The sequence below is a fragment of the Billgrantia antri genome (assembly GCF_019430905.1).
Lineage (GTDB): Bacteria > Pseudomonadota > Gammaproteobacteria > Pseudomonadales > Halomonadaceae > Halomonas > Halomonas antri.
Map to the genome: position 1 here is coordinate 525,916 of NZ_JAHYCA010000001.1, position 21,608 is coordinate 547,523.

17 protein-coding genes and 1 riboswitch are annotated in these 21,608 nt (G+C 64.9%); of the genes, 5 read left to right on the forward strand and 12 right to left on the reverse strand.

Annotated features, from left to right (window positions below; all coding sequences use genetic code 11):
* Positions 1-78 precede the first annotated feature (78 nt).
* The 5 genes from KPL81_RS02370 to KPL81_RS02390 form a co-directional block, all read right to left on the reverse strand.
* The gene (locus KPL81_RS02370; RefSeq protein ID WP_219790524.1) at positions 79-1,218 is read right to left on the reverse strand and encodes a 5-(carboxyamino)imidazole ribonucleotide synthase; all 1,140 of its coding nucleotides are present in this window, start codon (positions 1,216-1,218) and stop codon (positions 79-81) included.
* A gap of 10 nt (positions 1,219-1,228) precedes the next feature.
* A complete protein-coding gene (gene purE / locus KPL81_RS02375) occupies positions 1,229-1,738 on the reverse strand; it encodes a 5-(carboxyamino)imidazole ribonucleotide mutase (RefSeq protein WP_219790525.1) in 510 nt (169 codons plus the stop codon).
* Between the two features lie 118 nt (positions 1,739-1,856).
* Positions 1,857-3,875: a TRAP transporter permease gene (locus KPL81_RS02380; protein WP_219790526.1), complete on the reverse strand. Its 2,019-nt coding sequence runs from the start codon at positions 3,873-3,875 to the stop codon at positions 1,857-1,859.
* Positions 3,876-3,885: 10 nt separating this feature from the next.
* Positions 3,886-4,410 carry a DUF1850 domain-containing protein gene (locus tag KPL81_RS02385; protein WP_240549015.1) on the reverse strand — a complete coding sequence of 175 codons (525 nt, stop codon included), beginning with the start codon at positions 4,408-4,410 and terminating at the stop codon, positions 3,886-3,888.
* Between the two features lie 6 nt (positions 4,411-4,416).
* Complete coding sequence (locus KPL81_RS02390) at positions 4,417-5,376, reverse strand: TAXI family TRAP transporter solute-binding subunit (RefSeq protein ID WP_209473796.1); 960 nt, start codon at positions 5,374-5,376, stop codon at positions 4,417-4,419.
* A 281-nt stretch (positions 5,377-5,657) separates the two neighbouring features.
* Here KPL81_RS02390 and KPL81_RS20695 point away from each other — a divergent pair, with 281 nt between their 5' ends.
* From KPL81_RS20695 to KPL81_RS02410, 4 genes are all read left to right on the forward strand, one after another.
* Entirely contained in the window at positions 5,658-5,939 is a 282-nt protein-coding gene (locus tag KPL81_RS20695) for an XRE family transcriptional regulator (RefSeq protein WP_209473797.1), read from the forward strand.
* Between the two features lie 255 nt (positions 5,940-6,194).
* Positions 6,195-6,971: a sulfate reduction electron transfer complex DsrMKJOP subunit DsrO gene (gene dsrO / locus KPL81_RS02400; RefSeq protein WP_219790527.1), complete on the forward strand. Its 777-nt coding sequence runs from the start codon at positions 6,195-6,197 to the stop codon at positions 6,969-6,971.
* Positions 6,955-8,163, forward strand: coding sequence for an NrfD/PsrC family molybdoenzyme membrane anchor subunit (gene nrfD / locus KPL81_RS02405; protein ID WP_219790528.1), 1,209 nt, complete (start codon positions 6,955-6,957; stop codon positions 8,161-8,163). Before dsrO ends, nrfD begins: the two co-directional genes overlap by 17 nt.
* The gene (locus KPL81_RS02410) at positions 8,156-11,257 is read left to right on the forward strand and encodes a molybdopterin-dependent oxidoreductase (RefSeq protein WP_219790529.1); all 3,102 of its coding nucleotides are present in this window, start codon (positions 8,156-8,158) and stop codon (positions 11,255-11,257) included. The genes nrfD and KPL81_RS02410 overlap by 8 nt, the downstream gene beginning before the upstream one ends.
* Before the next feature lie 87 nt (positions 11,258-11,344).
* Here KPL81_RS02410 and KPL81_RS02415 read toward each other — a convergent pair whose 3' ends face one another.
* From KPL81_RS02415 to KPL81_RS02430, 4 genes are all read right to left on the reverse strand, one after another.
* Entirely contained in the window at positions 11,345-11,533 is a 189-nt protein-coding gene (locus KPL81_RS02415; RefSeq protein WP_219790530.1) for a hypothetical protein, read from the reverse strand.
* 104 nt (positions 11,534-11,637) lie between these two features.
* On the reverse strand, positions 11,638-13,323 hold the full coding sequence (gene ilvD / locus KPL81_RS02420; RefSeq protein WP_219790531.1) for a dihydroxy-acid dehydratase: 1,686 nt from the start codon (positions 13,321-13,323) through the stop codon (positions 11,638-11,640).
* A gap of 105 nt (positions 13,324-13,428) precedes the next feature.
* Positions 13,429-14,871: an APC family permease gene (locus tag KPL81_RS02425; RefSeq protein WP_219790532.1), complete on the reverse strand. Its 1,443-nt coding sequence runs from the start codon at positions 14,869-14,871 to the stop codon at positions 13,429-13,431.
* A 200-nt stretch (positions 14,872-15,071) separates the two neighbouring features.
* Positions 15,072-16,460 (reverse strand): sodium:solute symporter family transporter, encoded by a 1,389-nt coding sequence (locus KPL81_RS02430; protein WP_219790533.1) that lies wholly within the window; start codon positions 16,458-16,460, stop codon positions 15,072-15,074.
* Positions 16,450-16,558: riboswitch (TPP riboswitch) on the reverse strand. It overlaps the preceding gene by 11 nt.
* Positions 16,559-16,674: 116 nt before the next feature.
* Here KPL81_RS02430 and KPL81_RS02435 point away from each other — a divergent pair.
* Positions 16,675-17,343, forward strand: coding sequence for a hypothetical protein (locus tag KPL81_RS02435; RefSeq protein WP_219790534.1), 669 nt, complete (start codon positions 16,675-16,677; stop codon positions 17,341-17,343).
* 9 nt (positions 17,344-17,352) lie between these two features.
* Here the strand turns inward: KPL81_RS02435 and KPL81_RS02440 are convergent, their stop codons facing one another.
* The 3 genes from KPL81_RS02440 to KPL81_RS02450 all read right to left on the reverse strand — a co-directional run bounded on the left by KPL81_RS02440 (position 17,353) and on the right by KPL81_RS02450 (position 21,528).
* Positions 17,353-17,943 (reverse strand): peroxidase-related enzyme, encoded by a 591-nt coding sequence (locus tag KPL81_RS02440; RefSeq protein ID WP_219790535.1) that lies wholly within the window; start codon positions 17,941-17,943, stop codon positions 17,353-17,355.
* Positions 17,944-18,033: 90 nt separating this feature from the next.
* Complete coding sequence (locus KPL81_RS02445) at positions 18,034-19,884, reverse strand: sensor domain-containing diguanylate cyclase (protein WP_219790536.1); 1,851 nt, start codon at positions 19,882-19,884, stop codon at positions 18,034-18,036.
* A gap of 144 nt (positions 19,885-20,028) precedes the next feature.
* Positions 20,029-21,528 carry a CoA-acylating methylmalonate-semialdehyde dehydrogenase gene (locus tag KPL81_RS02450; protein ID WP_219790537.1) on the reverse strand — a complete coding sequence of 500 codons (1,500 nt, stop codon included), beginning with the start codon at positions 21,526-21,528 and terminating at the stop codon, positions 20,029-20,031.
* Positions 21,529-21,608 lie beyond the last annotated feature (80 nt).

The window sequence follows — 21,608 nt, forward strand, 5'->3', positions numbered from 1 at the left end:
TGCCGAGAGGCTTGAGCACTGCCCCAAACGCAGCAGGCCCCGCCATTGGCGGGGCCTGCTGCATTACGTCTTGCGACGTTACAGGTTGCCCTGACGGAACGCGTCCTCGAAGCTGAAACGCGGCTCCGGCGCCTCGGGCAGCAGCCAGGCGCAGGCGTGCACCTTCTCCAGCAGTTCGCCGTGAGTTTCGGCCACCAGGTTGACGTGCCCCAGCTTGCGCCCGGGCCGCTCGCTCTTGTCGTAGCGGTGCAAGTGGGCATCGCCGATGGCCAGTATCGCCGCCGGGTCACCCTCCTGGCCGATCACGTTGACCATGCAGGTAGGTTGCCGCGCCGAGGTGTCGCCCAGCGGCAGGCCCTGGATGGCGCGCAGGTGATTCTCGAACTGGCTGGTAACGGCGCCGTCCATGGTCCAGTGGCCGGAGTTGTGCACCCGCGGCGCCATCTCGTTGGCCAGCAGCTTGCCGTCACGGGTCTGGAACAGTTCCAGGGTCAGCACCCCGACGTAGTCGAGCTCGTCGAGCAGCGCACGAATGTAGCCGTCGGCGGTCTGCTGAACCTCGTCGTCGAGGTCCGGCATCGGCGCCAGCGAATAGCGCAGGATGCCGTCGACGTGCAGGTTCTCGGCCATGGGGTAGAAGGCCACCTCCCCATCGCGCCCACGCACAGCGATGATCGACACCTCACGCACGAAGTCGACGAAGGCCTCGACGATCAGCTTCGGATGATTGATCGAACGCCAGGCCTCCGCCGCCTCGGCCGGGTCGCGCAGCACCGCCTGGCCCTTGCCGTCGTAGCCCTCGGTGACCGACTTGGCCACCACTGGCGTGCCCAGCTCGCGGGCCGCCGCTTCCAGTGCCTCGGCGCTCTCCACGATGCGGTAGGCCGGGGTGGGAATGCCCAACCGGTCGAACAGTGCCTTCTCCTCGGCGCGGTTCTGACAGATGCGGATCGCCTCGCTCGACGGGTAGACCGGTTTGACCTCCTCGATGGCCTGGACCAATGCCACCGGCAGGTGCTCGAACTCATAGGTGACCAGATCGACCTTGGCCAGAAAGTCGTCGAGCAAATGGTGTTGGTCGGTATACACCATGACGTCACCGATCCCGGCGCTGGGGTGACCGGTGGTGTCGAGGAAAGTGAAGCGATTGGCCAGCGGATAGCCGGCCAGAGCCAGCATGCGGCCGAGCTGGCCGGCACCGAGCACGCCGATATTCATGTCGGGAACCTCATTCGGGCTGGGGACGCGGGTCGGGATTGTCGAGCACGGCTTGAGTCTGCTCGGCGCGGAACGCCTCCACGGCAGCCCGCACCTTGGTATCCTGCAGGCCGACGATCTGCGCCGCCAGCAGGCCGGCGTTGGTCGCCCCGGCCTTGCCGATGGCCAGCGTACCCACGGCGATGCCACCGGGCATCTGCACGATCGAGAGCAGCGAGTCGAGCCCCTTGAGTGCCTTGGACTCCACCGGCACGCCGAGCACCGGCAAGGCCGTCTGGGAGGCCACCATGCCCGGCAGGTGGGCGGCGCCGCCGGCCCCGGCGACGATCACCTGCAGGCCACGTTCGGCAGCGCCCTTGGCATAGTCGAACAGCAGATCCGGCGTGCGGTGGGCCGAGACCACGCGAGTTTCATGCGGGACCCCCAGGCGCTCCAGCATCGCCACCGCGTGCTCCATGACCGGCCAGTCGGACTTCGACCCCATGATCACGCCTACGCGTGGCTGCTCGTTGGACTGCATGTGCGGCTCCCGGAAGTAGCGCAGAGAATTCGAAGGGCAAGTATTCTAACGGCGCCCGCAGGCGCCGTCATCTTGACCAATCGGGCAGAAGCTTTCCGCCCACAATCGACCACATCGCTCAGGCCGGTCCTGCTCCGGCAACGTTGGCCTCGCGCCGACTGGCCAGCCAGTTGCCGCCCATCGCCAGAATCATCACAACGACGCCAGCGACTTCCAGCATCAGGTTGGGATAGAAGGCCGCCACGATCGCCGGCAACAACACCAGGCGTACCGGCCACGACATCCAGGTGAAGAGGAACCCCTCCAGGGCCGCAGCGAAGGCGCACAACGCCAGGAAGCCTATGACAGCCGTCCATACCAGCACCGGTATCGAGCCCCCCATGATGATTTCCGGGTTGTAGACCATGAACAGCGGGATCAGATAGAGCCCCTTGGCGAACTTCCAGGCCTGGAAGCCAGTGTCCATGGGCTTGGCCCCCGCAATCGCCGCACCGGCAAAGCCCGCCAGCGCAATGGGTGGGGTTACGTTGGAGTCCTGCGAGTACCAGAACACCACGAGGTGAGCGATCAGCAGCGGCACGCCGAACTCAGCCGTCAGTGCCGGCCCCACCAGCACGATCAGCACGATGTAGCTGGCGGTGACCGGAAGGCCCATGCCCAGCACCAGGCTGGCCAGCAGCACCATGACCAGCGCCAGCAGCAGGTTACCGCCTGAGAAGGCCATCATCATGGAGGAGAACTTCAAGCCCAGCCCAGTGAGGCCCACCACGCCGACGATGATGCCGGCCACGGCACAGGCCATGGAGACGGCCACCGCGTTGCGCGCACCCAGCTCGAGACCGCCAACGAGCTTGATCAGGCCCGCTTTCACCGCCTCTCGCAGCGTCTCGGCGGTCACTTTCTGGCCGTTGCGCGGAGCGATGAAAAGGAACCATACAGCGAAGCGCAGCACCGCCACGGCCAGCATGGTGAGGATGGCATAGTAGCCTACCCGCATCGGCGACATGTTCATCACCAGCAGCCATACCAACACCAGCAGCGGCAGCAGGAAGTGCCAGCCCTCCTGCATCACGTCGCGCATTTGGGGAAGCTCGGAGCGCGCCATACCCTGCATGCCCTGCTTGAGGGCGATGATGTGCACGAACAGATAGACGGTGGAAAAGTACATGATCGCCGGCAGAATGCTGACCTTGACGATCTCGAGATAGGGCATACGGGTATATTCGGCAATCAGGAAGGCCCCAGCGCCCATCAGCGGTGGCATGATCTGGCCGCCAGTGGAGGCGGCCGCCTCGATGCCGCCTGCCTGGTGAGGCTTGTAGCCCAGGCGCTTCATCAACGGAATGGTGAAGGCCCCGGTGGTCACCACGTTGGCGATGGCACTGCCCGAGATCGACCCCATGCCGGCCGAGGCGATGACCGCAGCCTTGGCCGGCCCGCCGCGCTGGCGCCCGGTGGCGGCATAGGCCAGGTCGATGAAGAACTTGCCGGCGCCGGTGATTTCGAGGAAAGCGCCGAACAGCACGAAGATGAAGATGTAGGTGGCGGCCACGCCCATGGGCAGGCCGAATATCCCCTCCTGGCCCAGATAGAGCTGACCCACCAGCCGGTCCAGGTTGTAACCGCGATGTTCGAGAATGCCGGGCAGGAACGCGCCCAGCCAAGGCAGCTCGCCGCGCGGGCCGGCAAAGGCATACAGGATCGCGATGATACCGATCACCGTCATGCCCAGCCCCACGGCTCGCCGCGCTGCCTCCAGCACGGTGAGCGTGGCGATGCAGCCGACCAGGATGTCGGTCTGACTCCAGAACCCGGCGCGATTGATGATCTCGTCGAGGAAGAGCACCAGATAGCCGCCGGTCAGCAACGCACCGGCGAAGAAGACCGTATCGATCAGCCCCGTGACGATGCCGCGGTCGTGCTTGGGCCCGAGCAGCGGAAACATCAGAAAGGCCAGCATCATGATCATCATCAGATGGATGCTGCGCTGATAGAACAGGCCCAGCGGCTCGATGCCGGCGGAGTAGAGCTGGAACAACGACAGCCCCACCGCCACCAGGGTGATCAGCCACAGCACCGGGCGGGAATGGTTCGCCTGGCTGCCGGGAATGACAGGGGAGGTTCCCGTATCGCTCATTGTGGTTCTCTCACTGGGTTTGTCGTGCCTCGGAGGCGTCGGGAGTCAGGGTCAATCGGATCGTCACCCGTTGGTTCTCGGCCAGACTGCTCAGGCTGATCCGAGTATTGTCGATCACCAGGCGATGGTCGACGCGCATCGAGCCTACCCGCAGGCGATAGGCGTTGCCCGGCACCGCCTCGTCGATATTCTCGATCCAATAACCGCCCTCGCCATCGGAAACCTGAATCCCCCGTCCCGGGATATGATCCAGCCCTGCGGCGAAATCGGGCAAGTGGCTGCGTTCCAGGACCATGCGTCCGTCGCGGTGACGATAACAGTCCAGCACCGGGAAACCCTCGACAGAGTGATTCCACTCCAGGCACCAGCCCTCGCCTTCGGGCATCGGCAGACTCACCAGACGCTCGTCATCGCTCCTCACGACCTCCAGCACGGCCTCATCGGCAGCGGCCACCTGGCTGACTGCCGCCAGGCTCATGCAAAACAGCAGGGCGGGCAGCCAGGCCCGCCCTGCGTTCAGGCGTAACACGCTCATGTCGCGTCAGGGACGCTGATGATCCGCGATCTCGGCGCCCACTTCCTCGTAATAGCGCAGCGCTCCCGGATGGAAGGGTACCGGGGTCGATTCCACGCTGAACTCCACCGTGGTGTCGTTGGCGGCCGGGTGGATGGCGATGAGTTCGTCGGTCTGCTCGAACAGCACCTTGGTGATCTGGTAAGCGAGTTCCTCGTCCATCTCGCTGCTCACCGCCAGAACGTTGGGAATGCCAATGCTCTGCACGGCCTCGTCCATTCCTTCATAGAGTCCCGCCTTGAGCTGGTACGCGGCGAACACGGGCTCGGCTTCCTTGGCCTTGTCGATCTCCTCCTGACTCAGACCGATCAGGCGGATATCACGGGTAGTGGCCAGGTTCATGATCGAGCTGGTGGGCGGACCCACGCTCCAGAAGCCGGCGTCGATGTCGCCATCACGAATGGCGTCAGCCGTTTCGTTGAAGTTGAGACGGCGCGGATCGAAATCCTCATAGGTGATGCCGTTGGCCTCGAGCAGGGCCCGGGCATTGAGCTCGGTGCCACTACCGGGGGCGCCGACGGAGACCGTCTTGCCCTTGAGGTCGGCTAACGACTCGATGCCGGAGTCCGCCAGCGTGACGATCTGAACGGCATTGGGGTAGATCGAGGCCAACGCGCGAATGTTCTCCAGCTCGCGCCCCTCGAAGTCACCGGTGCCGTTATAGGCCTGATAGACGGTATCGGCCAGCGCCAGGGCGAGGTCGGAATCACCGCGCCAGACCAGGCCCATGTTCTCTACCGAGGCGCCTGTGACCTCGGCCACGGCGTCATAGCCCTCGATGTGGTTGCCGATCAACTCGGCCAGGCCGCCCCCATACGGATAATACGTCCCACCGGTACCGCCGGTGGCGATAGATAGTTGCTGGGCACTCGCCAGCGGGGCAACGGCCAGCAGCGAAGCGGCTGCTGCAAATTTGAGAGCTCGCATGGAATCCTCCGTCCTGAAACCGGATCGTTTATGGTTGTTTCTCGGAACGTACCGGACAAAGCCGGCGGTTTACCTGACAAAAACTAGCACGCCCCTGCGCTGAGGGGCTAATCGACAGTTTCTACGTTCTTGTAAATTTTCGGCAATCCCACCAAGGTCGGTCAGTTGGGCCCCGCCGGACAGCGGTTCTCACGGCATCGTGAAAAAGTCACGAATGGGTACTGGCAAAATCGCCGAAATGGCCCCATGATGTGGATGTCGCAACCGCCCACTGGAGCATCATGAGTACGGCACGACATTCTTCCAACGCGGAACTTCTCGACCCCCCGCGAAGAATCCCTGACCTCGATGTCAGGGATCTGGAAAAGCGCACACGCCTAATGCGCATCGTTACACGGCTGATCGCCGTCTCCGACCTAGGCTGTCGCGAGATCGCTCGACGCGCCGGGCTTCCGGCACAGAAGATCAGCGACCTGCTGGCAGGCCGCCTCGAGCACCTCTCTCTCGACGAGCTACGATTGGTCTACCATACGGTCGACCCGGATGGCGCACTCAACTACTAGCCGACGCTGGCGAATACATGCCAATACGGCCGAATACGAAACGCCTCGCCACTGTGCGAGGCGTTTTTTTTGTTTCGCCCGCCTCGAATTTTTACTTCCGCAGCAGTCAGTTAATGCAACATTAACCGAACATTAAGAGCTTGCTAACTATCTATTGATGCAAGTCAAGCGCGTCGACTTTGGCCGCAAGTAGCCTTCCGGTATTCACCCTCACCCAAGTGCGAAAACCCACCGCACCCAGCCACCGGAGGCGCCATGGATTCCATTCGCCGCACCCTTCTCGGCCAGTTGGCCCGCCTCAGCGCGGGTGCCGCCTTGATACCGCTCGCCAGCGTCGCACGTGCCGCCATCAACCGGCAGCCGCCCCGCCGAGAAGGTGATTCCTCCAAGCGCTACGGCATGCTCATCGACCTGCGCCAATGCATCGGCTGCCAGGCCTGCACCGTGTCGTGCCACATCGAGAATGCCGCCCCGCTGGGCAGCTTCCGTACCACCGTTTCCCAGTACGAGGTCGAGCATGAGGAAACCGGCGAGATGGCCACCTTCATGCTCCCACGGCTCTGCAACCACTGCGAGGATCCGCCCTGCGTGCCGGTCTGTCCGGTGGAGGCCACCTTCCAGCGCCAGGATGGCATCGTGGTGGTGGACAGCGACCGCTGCGTGGGCTGCGCCTACTGCGTCAATGCCTGCCCCTACGACGCTCGTTTCATCAACGAGCGCACCCAGACCGCCGATAAATGCACCTTCTGCGCCCACCGTCTGGAAGCCGGCCTGCTGCCGGCCTGCGTCGAGAGCTGCGTGGGTGGCGCGCGGATCATCGGCGACATGCGCGACCCGAGCAGTCAGATCAGCCGCATGATCGATGAACATCGCGACGCGCTCATGGTGCTGCAGCCCGAAAAGAACACACTGCCTCAGGTCTTCTACCTCGGCATGGACGAGCGCTTCGTCACCCGTCCCCTGGCCGAGCCGGTGGCCCTGGAAGTCCTCGACCCCAACGGCAAGGAGATGGGCTATGAATTCTGCCATTGAGCTACTCGCCCCGCGCTATGACATCGCCTGGTACCCCTGGGCAGTGCAATACTTCTTCCTGATCGCGCTCTCCTACGCCACCCTGTGGCTGGCCGCCCCCGCGCTGGTATTCGGCAAGCCGACATGGCTACCCACCGCTCGCCTGGCACTGCTGGCCTGCCTGAGCACCACCCTGGTGGCGCCGGTGGCGTTGCTTGCCGACCTGCACCAGCCGCTGCGTTTCTGGCACTTCTATGCCTACTCCAACACCCATTCGTGGATGTCCGTCGGCAGCCTGATCCTGCCGCTCTACGTGGTGGGTGTCGTCGTGACGGCATGGTTGGCCTGGCGCCCGGCGCTGCAAGCCAATCGCCAGGCGCCCGGCTTCGCCGGCCTCATCGCCCGCTGGCTGTCGCTGGGTGACTCACCCACTCCCCGCGCCCTGCTGGTGCTGGTGGGCCTCGGCACCCTGGTCCTCTCCACCGGTATCATGCTCTATACCGGCGCCGAGGTGGCCATCGTCAAGGCCCGTCCCCTGTGGCACACCGGATGGCTGCCGCCGATGTTCGTGGCCACCGGCTTCATCGCCGCGGCAGGGCTACTGATGGTCCTGAATCGGGTCAGCGGCCTGCATAACCTCAGCGTCACGAGACAAATGCTCAAGGTGATGCTGGGGGCCTGCCTGGTAGCCGGCCTTGTCGCGATTAGCTGGTTCCTCGATGGCATCAACGCCCACGTTGGCTCGGTGGTAGCGGCCATGGAGTCGGTGCGCGGCAGCGCCGAGTGGCGCAGCACGGCTCTGTGGGGTGGCCTTACCGGCGTGGCGCTGCTCGGCGCCGTACTCTACCTGCTGACCCGGCCCGCCGCACATCGCCCGGCCCTCTATGCCTGGACCTGGGTAGTAGGCCTGGTCGCCCTGCATGTGGGCTGGATGTTCCGCTGGGTGGTTCTGATGGACGTGCAGACCGTGGCCCGCCATAGTGCCGGCTTCCATCATTACGGCATTCCCGCCGGTTCCTCCGGCATCCTGGGGATTGTCGGCACCTTCGGCCTGTGGCTTACCGCCATTCTGCTGGTCGAACTCTTCGTGCCATGGCGTCAGGCCCGACAGGGCGGCAGCGTCGCCGAAGCCTCACCCGCGCCCCCCGCCGCTACCCACACTGCCGTCGAGAACACGGCGAACAACATCGAAGGAGCGCCCCGCCATGGCTAAGTCTTCCGTAGATACTTCACGCCGTCGTTTCATGAAAGGCACGGTCGCCGCCGGCGGCGCCGCCACCTTCGCCGTTGGCTATTCCGACCCGCTGCTCAAGATGAGCAAGGGCGTCACCGGCAGCGCCGGCGAGAAACCCAACCATCGCATTCACGGCAATTCGCTGACGCCCGAATACACTGTCGACCCGGTGAGCGGCGAACTGACCCTAAACCCGGACCAGCGCGTGGCCTTCACCGTCTGCTACGGATGCACCACCAAATGCGGCGTACGGGTGCGCGTGGACAACGACAGCGATCGGGTGCTGCGCGTTTCGGGCAACCCCTACCACCCGCTCTCCGCCGACGAACACCTGCCGATGCGTACCCCGGTGGCCGAGGCCCTGCGCGGGCTGAGCGCCTATGACGACCAGGGCCAGCAGAACCGCTCAACCGCCTGCGCCCGCGGCAACGCCATGATGGCGCAGATCGACAGCCCCTTCCGCGTCACCCACTGCCTCAAGCGTGTGGGTGAACGCGGCGGCCGCGAGTGGCAGAAGATACCCTTCGAGCAGCTGATCGAGGAGATCTGCGAAGGAGGCGACCTGTTCGGCGAGGGTCATGTGGAGGGACTTCGCGCCATCCATGACCACGACACGCTGATCGATCCCGAGAATCCCGAGTTCGGCCCGAAGGCCAACCAGCTGATGGTGATGGAAGCCACCGACTATGGCCGATCCGCCCTGCTCAAGCGCTTCACCATGAATGCCTTCGCCACCCGTAACTATGGACATCATGGCTCCTACTGCGGCCTTGCCTACCGCATGGGTGCCGGGGCGGTGATGAACGATCTGGAAAAAAATGCCCATACCAAGCCCGACATCCAGCATGCCAGCTTCATCCTGTACGTGGGGACCGCCCCTAGCCAGGCCGGCAACCCCTTCAAGCGCCAGGGCCGATTGATTGCACAGGCACGGGCTCAGGGCACCCTGGAATATGTCGTAATCGACCCCGTGCTGAATACCTCCGCCTCGCACGTAGCAGACAACAACCATTGGGTTCCGATCCGCCCGGGGACGGACAGCGCCCTGGCCATGGGCATGATCCAGTGGCTGCTGAACAATGAGGGCTACGCCAAGGCATTTCTCGGGCTGCCCGGCCAGCCCGCCGCCGACGCCGCCGGTGAGGTCACCTACACCAATGCCACCCACTTGGTCATCGATACCGAGGACCATCCGCGCCGTGGCCACTTCCTGCGCGCCAGCGACCTGGGCCAGGCCGACACCGGCAGCGATGCCGACGTGCCCATGGTGGTGGCCAACGACGAGCTGGTGCAGAGTACCCAGGCGATGGCCGCTGAACTGTTCGTGGCCCGTGAGATCGAGCTTGGTGACGGCTCGAGCGTCGCGGTGAAGAGCAGCATGACCCTGCTGCGTGAAGCGGCCAACGAGCACAGTCTGGCCACCTACGCCGAACAATGCGGTATCCCCGAAGCCACCATCGTCGACCTGGCTCGTCGCTTCGCCAGCCACGGGCGTCGTGCCGTGGCCAACTCCCACGGCGGCATGATGTCGGGGCATGGCTTCTATGCCGCTTTCGGCCTGCAGATGCTCAATGTGTTGGCCGGCAACCACAACCGCAAGGGCGGCAGTGCCGTAGGCGGCGGCCAGTTCAACGGTGTGGGCGAGGGGCCGCGCTACGACCTGGCCAACTTCCCCGGCAAACGCGGCCCCAAGGGAGTGTTCCTGTCGCGCTCGCGCTTTCCCTACGAGAAGTCCTCCGAGTACCAGCGCAAGGTCGCTGCAGGAGAGAATCCCTACCCGGCGCGAGCGCCGTGGCGCTCTCTGGCGCCGCCCACCCTCACCGAGCACCTACCCTCGGCCCTGGACGGCTACCCCTATCCGATCAAGGCGGTGATCGGCTGCATGGCCAACCCCGTCTACGGCCAGGCGGGCCTGGAGGCGCTGATCTCCGACAAGCTCAAGGACCCGAAGCGCCTGGGCCTGTTCGTGGCCATCGACGGATTCCTCAACGAGACCAACCGCTACGCCGATTACATCGTGCCGGACTCGGTGATGTACGAAGTATGGGGGTTCTCCGGTGCCTGGAAAGGCACCCTGGGCAAGATGACGACCGCCTGCTGGCCGGTGGTGGAGCCGCGCCAGCAGAAGACCGAGGAAGGCGAGCCGGTCTCCATGGACAGCTTCTTCATTGCCGTGGCCAAGCGCCTGGACCTGGCCGGTTTCGGCGACGAGGCGATCCCCGATGCCGAGGGCAACCTGCACCCACTCAACCGCGCCGAGGACTTCTACCTGCGCGCCGCCGCCAACTTGGCCATGCAAGGCGAGCCGCTACCCCCCGCCAATGAAAGCGACATCGTCCATGCCGGCCTGGCCCCGCTGATGCCGCGCATCGAGCGTACCCTGAAGCCCGATGAGCACGGCCCGGTGGCCTATCTCTATGCTCGCGGTGGACGCTTCGAGGACTTCAAGGATCACTTCAAGGGCGATAACCTCAGCGGCGCCTGGAAGCGCACCCTGTGCGTCTACAACGAACAGGTCGGCACCAGCATCGACACGCGCAATGGCGAACTCAACCGCGGCGTGCCCTTCCATAGCCCGCCCAAGCTGGCCGATGGCCGGGCCATGCGCGAGGTATTCACCGAAGAGGAGTGGCCGCTACTGGCTTTCTCGTTCAAGTCGAACCTGATGAACTCCTACGCCATCGGTCTCGAGCGGCTGCGCATGATCAAGCCCTACAACCCGGTGATACTGCACCGCCAGGACGCCGAACGCTTCGGGATCCACCACGGCGACACCATTCGCATCGAGAGCCCGGGGGGCAGCGTCGTCGCCCTGGCTCTGATCGGGAACGGAGTGATGCCGGGCTCCCTGGGCATTGAACACGGCTACGGCCACCGCGATCTGGGGGCGACACCTCACGTGATCGACGGTGAATCCCAGCCGGATCTCGAGTGGCTGCGAGCCGGCATCAACATCAACGACCTCGGCTTCAAGGATCCCACCCGCAGCGTGGACGGCACCTGGCTTGAGCCCATCAGCGGCGCTGCCGTGCGCCAGGGTCTGCCGATTCGGGTCAGCCGCATCGAGCTCTGACGGGACCCGCGGCCATGAAAGCGCATCGCCCCTGGGATTGACCGGCGGGGCGATGCTCATTGGGGATACGTTCGGCCAAGCCGGCGCTCACTCCTCGCGCTGCTCGTACTCCTCGGCGGCCTTGAGCGCCTCGACCTCGGTGTCGTGCGCCGAGACGACGATCTCGTTATCGGGGTCCGTCTCGTCGATGACATTCCAGCCGGTCACCGGCAGATTGATGTCCTCGGCATCACGAATCGGCTCGATGCGTGCCTGCTTGGGTCCGCTCTTGGGCATGGTGCCTCCTTGCTGTTGCCTTCAGCTATCGGGACGACGCATTTACGCCGTGCACCCTCAACCTAGCCAAGACCCACGGGCATGCCAAACGCACCAAGAGCCCGTCAGTCGGGCAGGTCGGTCACTGCTCCGGTGGAGGCCGAACTGACCGTACGGGCGTACTTGGCCAGCACGCCACGGGTGTAGCGCGGCGCAGGCTGGCGCCAGGCTGCGGCGCGGCGGGTGAGCTCCGCCTCGTCGACATGCAGCTCGATGGTATCCGCCTCGGCGTCGATGGTAATGGTGTCGCCGTCCTCCACCAGCGCCAGCGGCCCGCCGTCGAAGGCCTCCGGCGAGACATGCCCCACCACGAAGCCATGGCTGCCTCCCGAGAAACGTCCGTCGGTAATCAGCGCTACCGAGTCGCCCAGCCCGCGCCCCATGATGGCCGAAGTGGGGGTGAGCATCTCGCGCATGCCGGGGCCGCCCTTGGGCCCCTCGTAGCGAATCACCACCACGTCACCTGCCATGACCGTGCCGTCGTTGATGCGCGCCTGGGCCTCCTCCTCGGAGCCGAACACTCGCGCGCTGCCGGAAAAGCGTGTGCCCTCCTTGCCGGTAATCTTGGCCACCGCGCCCTGCGGCGCCAGGTTGCCATGCAGGATGCGCAGGTGGCTCTCCGGCTTGATGGGGCTTTCCAGCGGGGCAATGATCTGCTGATCGTCGGGATAGGGTGAGACCTCGGCCAGGTTCTCGCCCAGCGTCCTGCCGGTGACCGTCAGACAGTCGCCATGCAGCAGGCCGGCATCGAGCAGGGTCTTCATCAGCGGCTGAATGCCGCCGATCTCGACCAGCTCGCTCATCATGTAGCGCCCGCTGGGACGCAGGTCGGCGAGCACCGGTACGCGCCGACCGATCTCGGTGAAATCGGCAAGCGCGAGCGGCACGCCCACGGTATTGGCCATGGCGATCAGGTGCAGCACCGCATTGGTGGAGCCCCCCAAGGCAATGACCACGGTGATGGCGTTCTCGAAGGCCTCGCGGGTCATGATGTCGCTGGGCTTGATGTCGCGCTCCAGCAGCGTCAGCACCGCGCTACCGGCGGCCTCGCAGTCGGCGCGCTTGGCCTGGGACACCGCCTCCTGGGCCGAACTGCCCGGCAGGCTCATGCCCAGCGCCTCGATGGCCGAGGCCATGGTGTTGGCGGTGTACATGCCACCGCAGGAGCCCGGGCCGGGAATCGCCGTCTCCTCGATCTGCTTCAGCTCGATCAGATCAAGATCGCCGCGGCTATGGGCGCCCATGGCCTCGAACACCGAGACGATGTCGGTATGGTTGGCACCCGGCTTGATGGTACCGCCGTAAACGAACACGCTGGGACGGTTCAGCCGCGCCAGGCCCATCAGGCAGCCGGGCATGTTCTTGTCGCAGCCGCCGATCGTCACCAACCCGTCGAACCCCTCGCAGCCGGCCACCGTCTCGATGGAGTCGGCGATCACCTCCCGCGAGACCAGCGAGTACTTCATGCCTTCGGTACCGTTGGCGATACCGTCGGAAATGGTGATGGTATTGAAAATCACGCCCTTGCCGCCGGCCGCGTCGGCGCCGTCCCGGGCACGCTCGGCCAGTTCGTGAATGTGGCTGTTGCAGGGGGTGACCATGCTCCAGGTGGAGGCGATGCCCACCTGGGGTTTGCTGAAGTCCTCGTCGGAAAAGCCCACCGCGCGCAGCATGGCGCGGCTGGCCGACTTGCCGACGCCGTCCACCACCGGGGCGGAGTGACGACGACGAGGATCGGGGGAATCGCTCATGGGGCGGCCTCCGTTTCGGTTGCGCACCCCCTGAGGTTGGTCGTTGCGAAGGTTTCTGGCAAATCCAGGCCCGCCTGCGGAGCGCGCAAGCGGGCGGCGAGGCGATCAGCGTCCCGGATAGGGATCTGCGCCGGCCAGTTCCCGCTTCATCATCTGGTCGCTATAGGAAACGCCGTAGCGCTTTCGTGACCAAGCGTAGAGCACCAGGCCACCCCCCATCCAGCCGGCGAACAACAACCATTCGACGGGAGCCAGGGCAGAGGGACTGCCCGGCATGTACAGGGCGATGAGCCCCAGCGAGAGCAGCACCGACAGGCTGCCCACCAGTTTTCCTTGGCGTACCCGGAACGGGCGCGGCATCTCCGGTTCGCGACGGCGAAGCACCACGAACGAGATCGCCACGAACAGGTAAGCGATGACGATGCCGAGCCCGCCGGCCACCACCAGCCAGACCAGCGCCGGGCGGCCGAAGAACGGCGCGATCGATGAAAGCACTCCCATCACCAGGATGGCGTTGGTCGGGGTGCGATGCCTGGGATGCAGCTTACCCAGCCAGGCCGGCAGCATGCCGGAGTGAGCCAGCGCGTAGATCGCCCGCGAGCCGCCCACGTAGAAGGCGTTCCAGCTGGTGACGATACCGGCGATACCAGCCAGAATCATCAACTTGCCCGCCCATGGGGCCTGGAAGACGGCCTGCATGGCATCCGGCACGGCCAGGGAACTCGCGGCCAGTTGCTCGGGATTCAGCATCAGCGCGGTCCCAAGGATGATCAGCGAATACCAGAACACCGCCATGATCACCGAAATCATCAGAACGCGGCCGATCTCGCGAAAAGGCAGGTTGATCTCCTCGGCCGCCTGGGGGATGACGTCGAAGCCCACGAACATGAACGGCACCATGATGATCACCAGCATGATCCCGCCCACGACGCCCTCTTCGACAGAAAACAGCGGCTCCATGGTCGCGGTCTCACCCTGGAAGAGCGCGCCGGTGATGAACATGATGCCCACCACCAGGATCAGCAGCGTCACCAGCTTCTGCACCAGCGCCGCGGTGCGGATGCCTACGTAGTTCACCCACATCATCAGTACCGAGCCGGCCACGCCGACGGCCACCCAGGTTGCCTGAACGTCCCAGCCGGCAATCGTCCACAGGTGCCCCACGGCATAGTGGGGGAACAGGTGCTCGACGACGGTGGGCAGCGCAACAGCTTCGAAGGCCACCACGCTGACATAGCCCAGGGTGATCGCCCAGGTGCACAGGAAGGAGGCGAAATGGCCCAGGGCACGATAACTGTAGACGTGCTCGCCGCCTACCTGGGGCATGGCGGAGGCCAGCTCGGCATAGGTGAGGCCCACCAGCACGATGATCAAGCCGCCGATCAGAAAGGCCGTGATCGCCCCCAGGCTGCCGGCGGACTGTATCCAACTGCCCGTCAGCACGATCCACCCCCAGCCGATCATGGCGCCGAAGGCCAGCGCCAGCACATCCTTGCGGGCCAGCACGCGCGCCAGCTGCCCCGGTTCCATCGAGGTTTCCTGAGTCATATCGTCCTCACGCTTGTCGTTGTTGAGTGTAAAATATTTACCTCACCTTTAACAAAATAATCAACGAAAGAAAGCTTAGGCACGAGGATCTTATAGACCAATAGACTTTGGTCTGGAGAAGGAATGGGAAATGCGCCAGCCGGGAGCTGGCGCGACGACAGATCGAGATTTCATTAAGCGCAAACCGGCCAGGGGCCAATTCACTGCGTGCGGATACGCTCACGCGGTGCCGTCCATGCCACAGCCAGGCTGACCAGAGTGGAGGCCGCCAACGCGCCAAGAAACGGCGGCAGCGTGGGGATGCTGCCGGGGAAGCTCGCCGCCAGCACACCGCCCGCCAAGCTGCCCTGGGCGACCCAGCCGGGCAGGATCGCGCCGAGCAGGCCCGCTACGCCACCCGCCACTGCGGCCAGCGGCGTCATGCGGCGCCACAGTCCCAGCAGAACCGGTACCACGATGGCGGCACACAGCAGGTCGGCGATCAGGAACAGCCGCAGCACCGAGAGGCCCTGCAGTGCCACGATCACCACCGGCACCATTAGCCCTACCGTGACCAGCCGCGCCGCACCGATGGGCAGCCCGCGCCTGCCGGACCCCGCCACCACCAGCGAGGCGATGCCGTTCTGCAGGGTATCGACGCTGGAGGCGACCAAGGTCACTGCCAGAACCAGCGCCGGCAGCGCCAGCCAGCTTGGCGCCTCGCCGAGCAGAGCGAAGAACGGCATCGGCGGCTCGCCCAGTGCCACGCCGCTCATCGACGCCAGCATGCCGAGCCCGCCCACCATCGCGACCACCGCCACGGTGGTCGCGCCGCCCAGCCAGGCGCCCCGGTTGAGCGCACGCTCATCGCGGGCAGCCCACACCCGCTGCCAGTAGCCCTGATGGAACAGGTTGGCCGCCGTGACCGCGATGACCAGCGTCAGCGCCACGCCCAGTGCCCCGTCGACGGGAATCGACGGCAACGCCGCGCCTGCGGGCATCTCGGGCAGGCGCGCAAGCGCCACGCCGCCTACCACCAGCAGCAAAGCGATCAGCAGCCACGCCTGCCAGCGGTCGGTGGCCAGGCTAGCCCTCAGGCCACCGATGGCGGTGTAGAGCAGGGTGGTCACGGCCACGCCGATCACCACCAGTGCCGGCGGCACGTCGGAAAGCAGCGCGGTGATCGCGCCGATGGCCGTCAGCTCGGCAGCGAGAAAACAGGCCATATAGAGAATCGAGACCAGCGCCACCCAGCGCCGCACGCCGGCGCCGTAGCAGACTTCGGCGAACTCCCCTATGCTGCGCCCCTCGGGCAGGTGACGGCGGATCGCCGGGCCGTAGAGTCCCAGCACGATGAACGGCAGCGCCGAGCCGATGGCGTACCCCGCCAGCGCCACCGGACCGACGAAGGCGCCGATCTCCGGCGGCGCGAAAAGTATCCACGCTCCCATGCCAGAGGCCAGGAACGACAGCCCCAGGGTGGCGGCGGATTGGGAGTTGCGGGCGGTGATGTAGTCGTCGAGTGGACCGTCGGCCCGGCGGGCGCGCAGGCCCAGGAAAACAAAGCACAGCAGCGCCGCGCCGAGCACGGCTGACGTCAGATAGGACATGTCGCACTTCCTCCGCCGGCATGAACCGGATCAGGTTCCAGGGTCAGCGCCTGGCGCTCTCTCAGCCCCGCCGCAGCGAGACTCCCCTGGCGACAGTGAATGAATTTTGCGTCGCTAGACTCAAGCTGGCCCCACACGGGCCGATATGACTCAAGCCTCTGGAATGATATAACAACGAAAAAACCAGAACACTTCTCCCCCGCAGGGACCCACCATGTTTAGCGAAGCCAAGGAACACGCCCCCGGGCATCTTCATCAGATCTTTGCCGACCCCTACTCCGCCTTCGACAATCTTTCCGTCGAGCGGCAGTTGCACCTGAGGGTCGCCTTGCAGGCACTGGTCGGCGAGCCGCTGGCCAACGGCCGCCTGACGCTGCGAGTCATTCATGGCTGGGAAAACGGCGGCTTCGAGCCCGCCGATCTGGCCCATGGCGACTACCGTATCGCCTCGCTCGACGATCTGGCGCGAATCAGCAGCGACCATCAGCAGGCCATCGATCATGCCGCCCCGCTGCCGCGCGACGATGCCTCGCTGCTCGCCGAGCCACTGGCCGACGCCATCGCCGCCGCCGAGGCCAAGGGGCAGGTTCTCGACGAAGAGATGCGCAGCATTCCCGCCCGCTGGCCCGCCTTCGACCAGGGCCTCACTCTCTACACCTTCTTCAAGGTCTACCATCGCCTGACCTACGGCGAGGACGACACCTACCGCTCGATCCAGTGCCGGACGCCGGAAGGCCCTCGCGAGATCCATGAATTCCACCTCGAAGAGGGCGAGTTCGCCGTGGTCCGCCCCAGCCAGGATGCCCCCGGCAACAGCGTGCTGTTATTGCACGTCAGTCAGCTGGAACCGGTGCGGCGGCTGATGGAAGCCTGCCGCGCCTGACCTGACGAGTTACTTGTTCTCTCGCGGCACCCTACCCATCAGGTAGAACTCCGGATTGGGCGGGGTACCGGTGAGGGTGACCAGGCGGTTGGAGAGGCCGAAGAAGGCGACGATGGCACCGATATCCCAGATGTCGTCGTGGGTAAAGCCAACCTCGGTGAGACGGGCCTGCCATTCGTCGGTGAGCTCGCCCACGTCCAGGCCGCAGTGCAGGGCGAAGTCGAGCATTACCCGGTGGCGCTCACTGATCGGCGCGGTGCGGTGATTGATCGCCACCTGGTCGGCGAGCAGCGGATCCTTGCTGTAGATACGCACCAGCGCGCCATGAGCCACCACGCAGTAGAGGCAGCGGTTGCGCGCGCTGGTAGCCACCACGATCATCTCCTTCTCCGCCTTGGTGAGCGTGTCGGATTCACGCTCCATCAGCGCATCGTGGTAGGCGAAAAAGGCACGGAACTCGTCCGGGCGATGGGCCAGCATCAGGAACACGTTGGGTACGAAACCGGCCTTCTCCTGCACGGCGAGAATGGCCTCCCGAATATCCTCGGGCAGGTCATTGATCGACTCGGGGACGGGAAAGCGGCTGAGCGGTGCAGTCATGGCAAAACCTCTGGCGTCTTTGCGGTAACGACAGTTAACGTCAACGTAAAGATGATGTCCATGCGACATACGCGCATCCCGCAAGCAAATTCACTCCCAAGCCCCGGCCAGCGACCGGGTCACCACCCGGTTGCGGCTACGCTCCTTGGCTTCGTACATGGCCTGGTCCGCCTGGCGATATAGGGCTATGGCAGAGGGCACCTGTCGGCAGTCGCTGCAGCACACCAGGCCGAAGGAACCGGTCACCACGCCATGGCGCGACGTTTCGTGGGGAATCCGAAGCTGCTCCAGGGCCTGACGGAAGCGCTCCAGGGCGTGCTGGCCCGCCTCCAGGGAGTCGGCCTCGAGCAGGATACCGAACTCCTCTCCCCCGAGGCGGAACAACCGGTCGCCGGCGCGCCGGAAGTGATCGAGTAGCAACGTCGCCACCTGCATCAGCACCTCATCCCCGGCCTGATGGCCATGGGTATCGTTGAACAGCTTGAAGTCGTCGATATCCATCACCGCGAACAGCAGCGGCTGACCGCTGCGTCGACGCTCCTGCAGCTTCTCCTCGACCAGCTCATGGAACTGTCGGCGATTCAACAGGCCGGTCAGCGGATCCGTGCGCGCCAGCGCCATGAGCCGCCTGTTGGCTCTCTCCAGTTCGCGCGTGCGCTGCTCTACCACGACTTCCAGTCGTTCATTGAGGGAGCGCTGCAGCTCGAGCGTGGCACGCTCGGCGGCGAGCTTCTCGTTCTTGAACTGATTGATCTTCCAGGCCAACCCCAGCGAGAGCAGCAGGAACTCGATACCCGAGCCGACCTGGACGGCGTACTCGGTCACGAGGTTGTACGGCAGTACGCCCGCGACCCGCAGGAAGTACAGCGCGACGCCAACCAGCAGTACCCCCCACGCCACCAGATAGATCCTGGCCAGGGTGTCGCGCTGCCAGCTGCGCCAGACCGCCACGCCGAGCAGCAGGCCGGAGAGTACGATGGCGGCAGGAATCATCAGACGAAATACCGGCGCGTAATGGCCGAGCAGCGCAGGCAGCGAGCTCAACAGGCACAGCCCAGCGACGCCGAAAATCGCGCGAGTCACCCCCGGCGCATGTCGACGCAGATTGAGGAAACTGTTGCTGAAGACGGCGAGCGTAACGGCGAAGACACCGATGTTGATCGGCACCAACTGGTTGTTGAACTGAGGCAACGCCGGCCACCAGTGCTCGAAGGCAAAGCCACGCGCCGTAAACATCAGAACGAAGAACGATCCGAGATAGGTCACGTAGAGCAACAGCGAGCGCTCCCGGGTCGCTACGTAGAGCAGCAGGTTGTAGATCAACAGCGCCAGCAGCGCACCGAAGTAGAGGCTGAAGGCCATCAGCTCGCGCTGGGACTTGGCCAGGAAACCCGCATCGCTCATAAGCGAGAGGGGTGTGGCATCGTAAAGCCCGTCATGAGTGTCCAGCCGCAGGAAAATCTCTCGCGACGCACCGGCTGGAACATGGATGGGTAGCACGAAGGTGCGGTGGGCAACCGGGCGAGAATCGAAGCGGCGTCGGTCTCCGGTCTGCCAGCGGTCGACCGTATCACCCTGCTCGTCTACCACATAGGCATCGAGATAGTCGTGCAGCGGCATGGCCAGCTCCAGCAAGCGGCGCACTGGGGAACTGGCGTTATTTTCGAAGCGCAGCCGTAGCCACCACGCCGAGTCGGAGAAGCTGAAGTTGAGGGTCTCCTGTCGCGAAGGCTGCCACGCCAGGGCGCCCCCCTCGCCCACCAGCTGCTCGATATCGAGCTCTCGCTCGGCATCCTCGAGCAATTGGACATGCGGCCCCAGGTTCAGCTCCCCTGTCAGGGTGCCGACCTCGATAGCGGCCTGTGCATTGAGCGAGACGAGCCACAACGAGGCCAGCAGCCAGTGGAGCACCCCGACCACTGAGAAAGGAAGGTGAGGCATGCAGCAGGTTACCCAGTCATGGTGGTGCCAGTGTCTGGTCTAGATACCACGCTTGTTGACGGCTTGCTGCAAAAAAAACTTAGCCGCTGTAAACGCAGGCGCCCTCGCCGAAGAGGGCGAGGGCGCCTGCTTACCTGAGCCAGCTTAGCTCAGCGATATCGTGCTGTTGATACCGCTGGAAACGTTCTCGGGCTCGAACCAGCGCGCGGTGACGGTCTTGGTCTGGGTCCAGAAGGCGATCGCCTGCTTGCCGTTGGGGCCCAGATCGCCCAGTTTGGAGCCGCGCGAGCCGGTGAAGCTGAAGTAGGCCACAGGCACCGGGATCGGCACGTTGATGCCGACCTGGCCCACGTCGATATCGGTCTCGAAGCGGCGCGCCACCCAGCCGGAGTTGGTGAAGATCGAGGTGCCGTTGCCGTTGGGGTTGGCATTGACGAAGGCGATCGCCTCATCGAGCGTATCTACACTGACCACGCACAGCACCGGGCCGAAGATCTCCTCGCGGTAGATGGTCATCTCCGGCGTGACGTCGGCGAACACGGTGGGGCCGACGAAGTTGCCGTCCGGGTAGCCTTCCACCTGATAGCCGCGGCCGTCGACCAGCAAGCGGGCGCCCTCCTTCTCGCCGGCATCGATCAGCCGCACCACGCGGTCGCGGGCGGCCTTCGAGACCAGCGGGCCGAGATCGGCGTCGCGCTGGGTACCCGGGCCTACCTTCATGTTGCGCGCCCCCTCGACGATGTCGTCGAGCCAAGCCTGCGCCTCGCCCACCAGCACCACCACCGAGTTGGCCATGCAGCGCTGACCGGCGGCACCGAAGGCAGAGCCCAGCAGGTTGTTGATCGCCTGGCTGCGGTTGGCATCGGGCATCACCACACAGTGGTTCTTGGCCCCCATCATCGCCTGCATGCGCTTGCCGGCTGCGGCGGCACGATTGTAGAGCAACGAGCCCACGTGGCTGGAGCCGATGAACGACAGCGCCTTGATGTCGGGATGATCGGCGATCTGGTTGGCGACATCCGGGCCGCCGTGCACCACGTTGAGCACGCCCGCCGGCACGCCCGCTTCGTGGGCCAGCTCGACCAGGCGCATGGTGGAACTCGGGTCCTGCTCGGAAGGCTTGAGCACGAAGGTGTTGCCGGTGGCGATGGCCAGCGGGAACATGAAACAGGGCAGCATGATCGGGAAATTGAAGGCGGTGATGCCGGCGCCCACGCCCAGCGGCTGGTTGAGGGTATAGACGTCCACCTCGTTGGCGGCATTCTCGGCCACCTCGCCGAGCTGCAGCGAGTTGATCGAGCAGGCGTGCTCGACCACCTCCAGGCCGCGCCCCACCTCGCCGGCGGCATCGGGCAGGGTCTTGCCGTGCTCCTCGGTGATCAGCGCGGCGAGTTCATCGGTGTGCTCGCGGATCAGCGCCTGCAGCTTGAGCATGATGCGCTGGCGCTTGGCCAGCGGCGTCTTGCGCCACTCCTTGAACGCGGCCTTGGCACTGGCCACGGCGCGGTCGACTTCCTCGGCGCTGCAGAACGGCACCCGCGCCACCACTTCCTGGGTGGCGGGGTTGATCACGTCGCGCCACTCCTGGCTCTGGGACGGCACGTGCTGGCCGTCGATGAACATCGAGATCTCGCGAACGGACATGGCGATGTGCTCCTCTCTCGTGGTTGTAATCGTTATTCGGATTAGACTTTCTGTGTAGAAATACACGAAGCAAGTTAGCT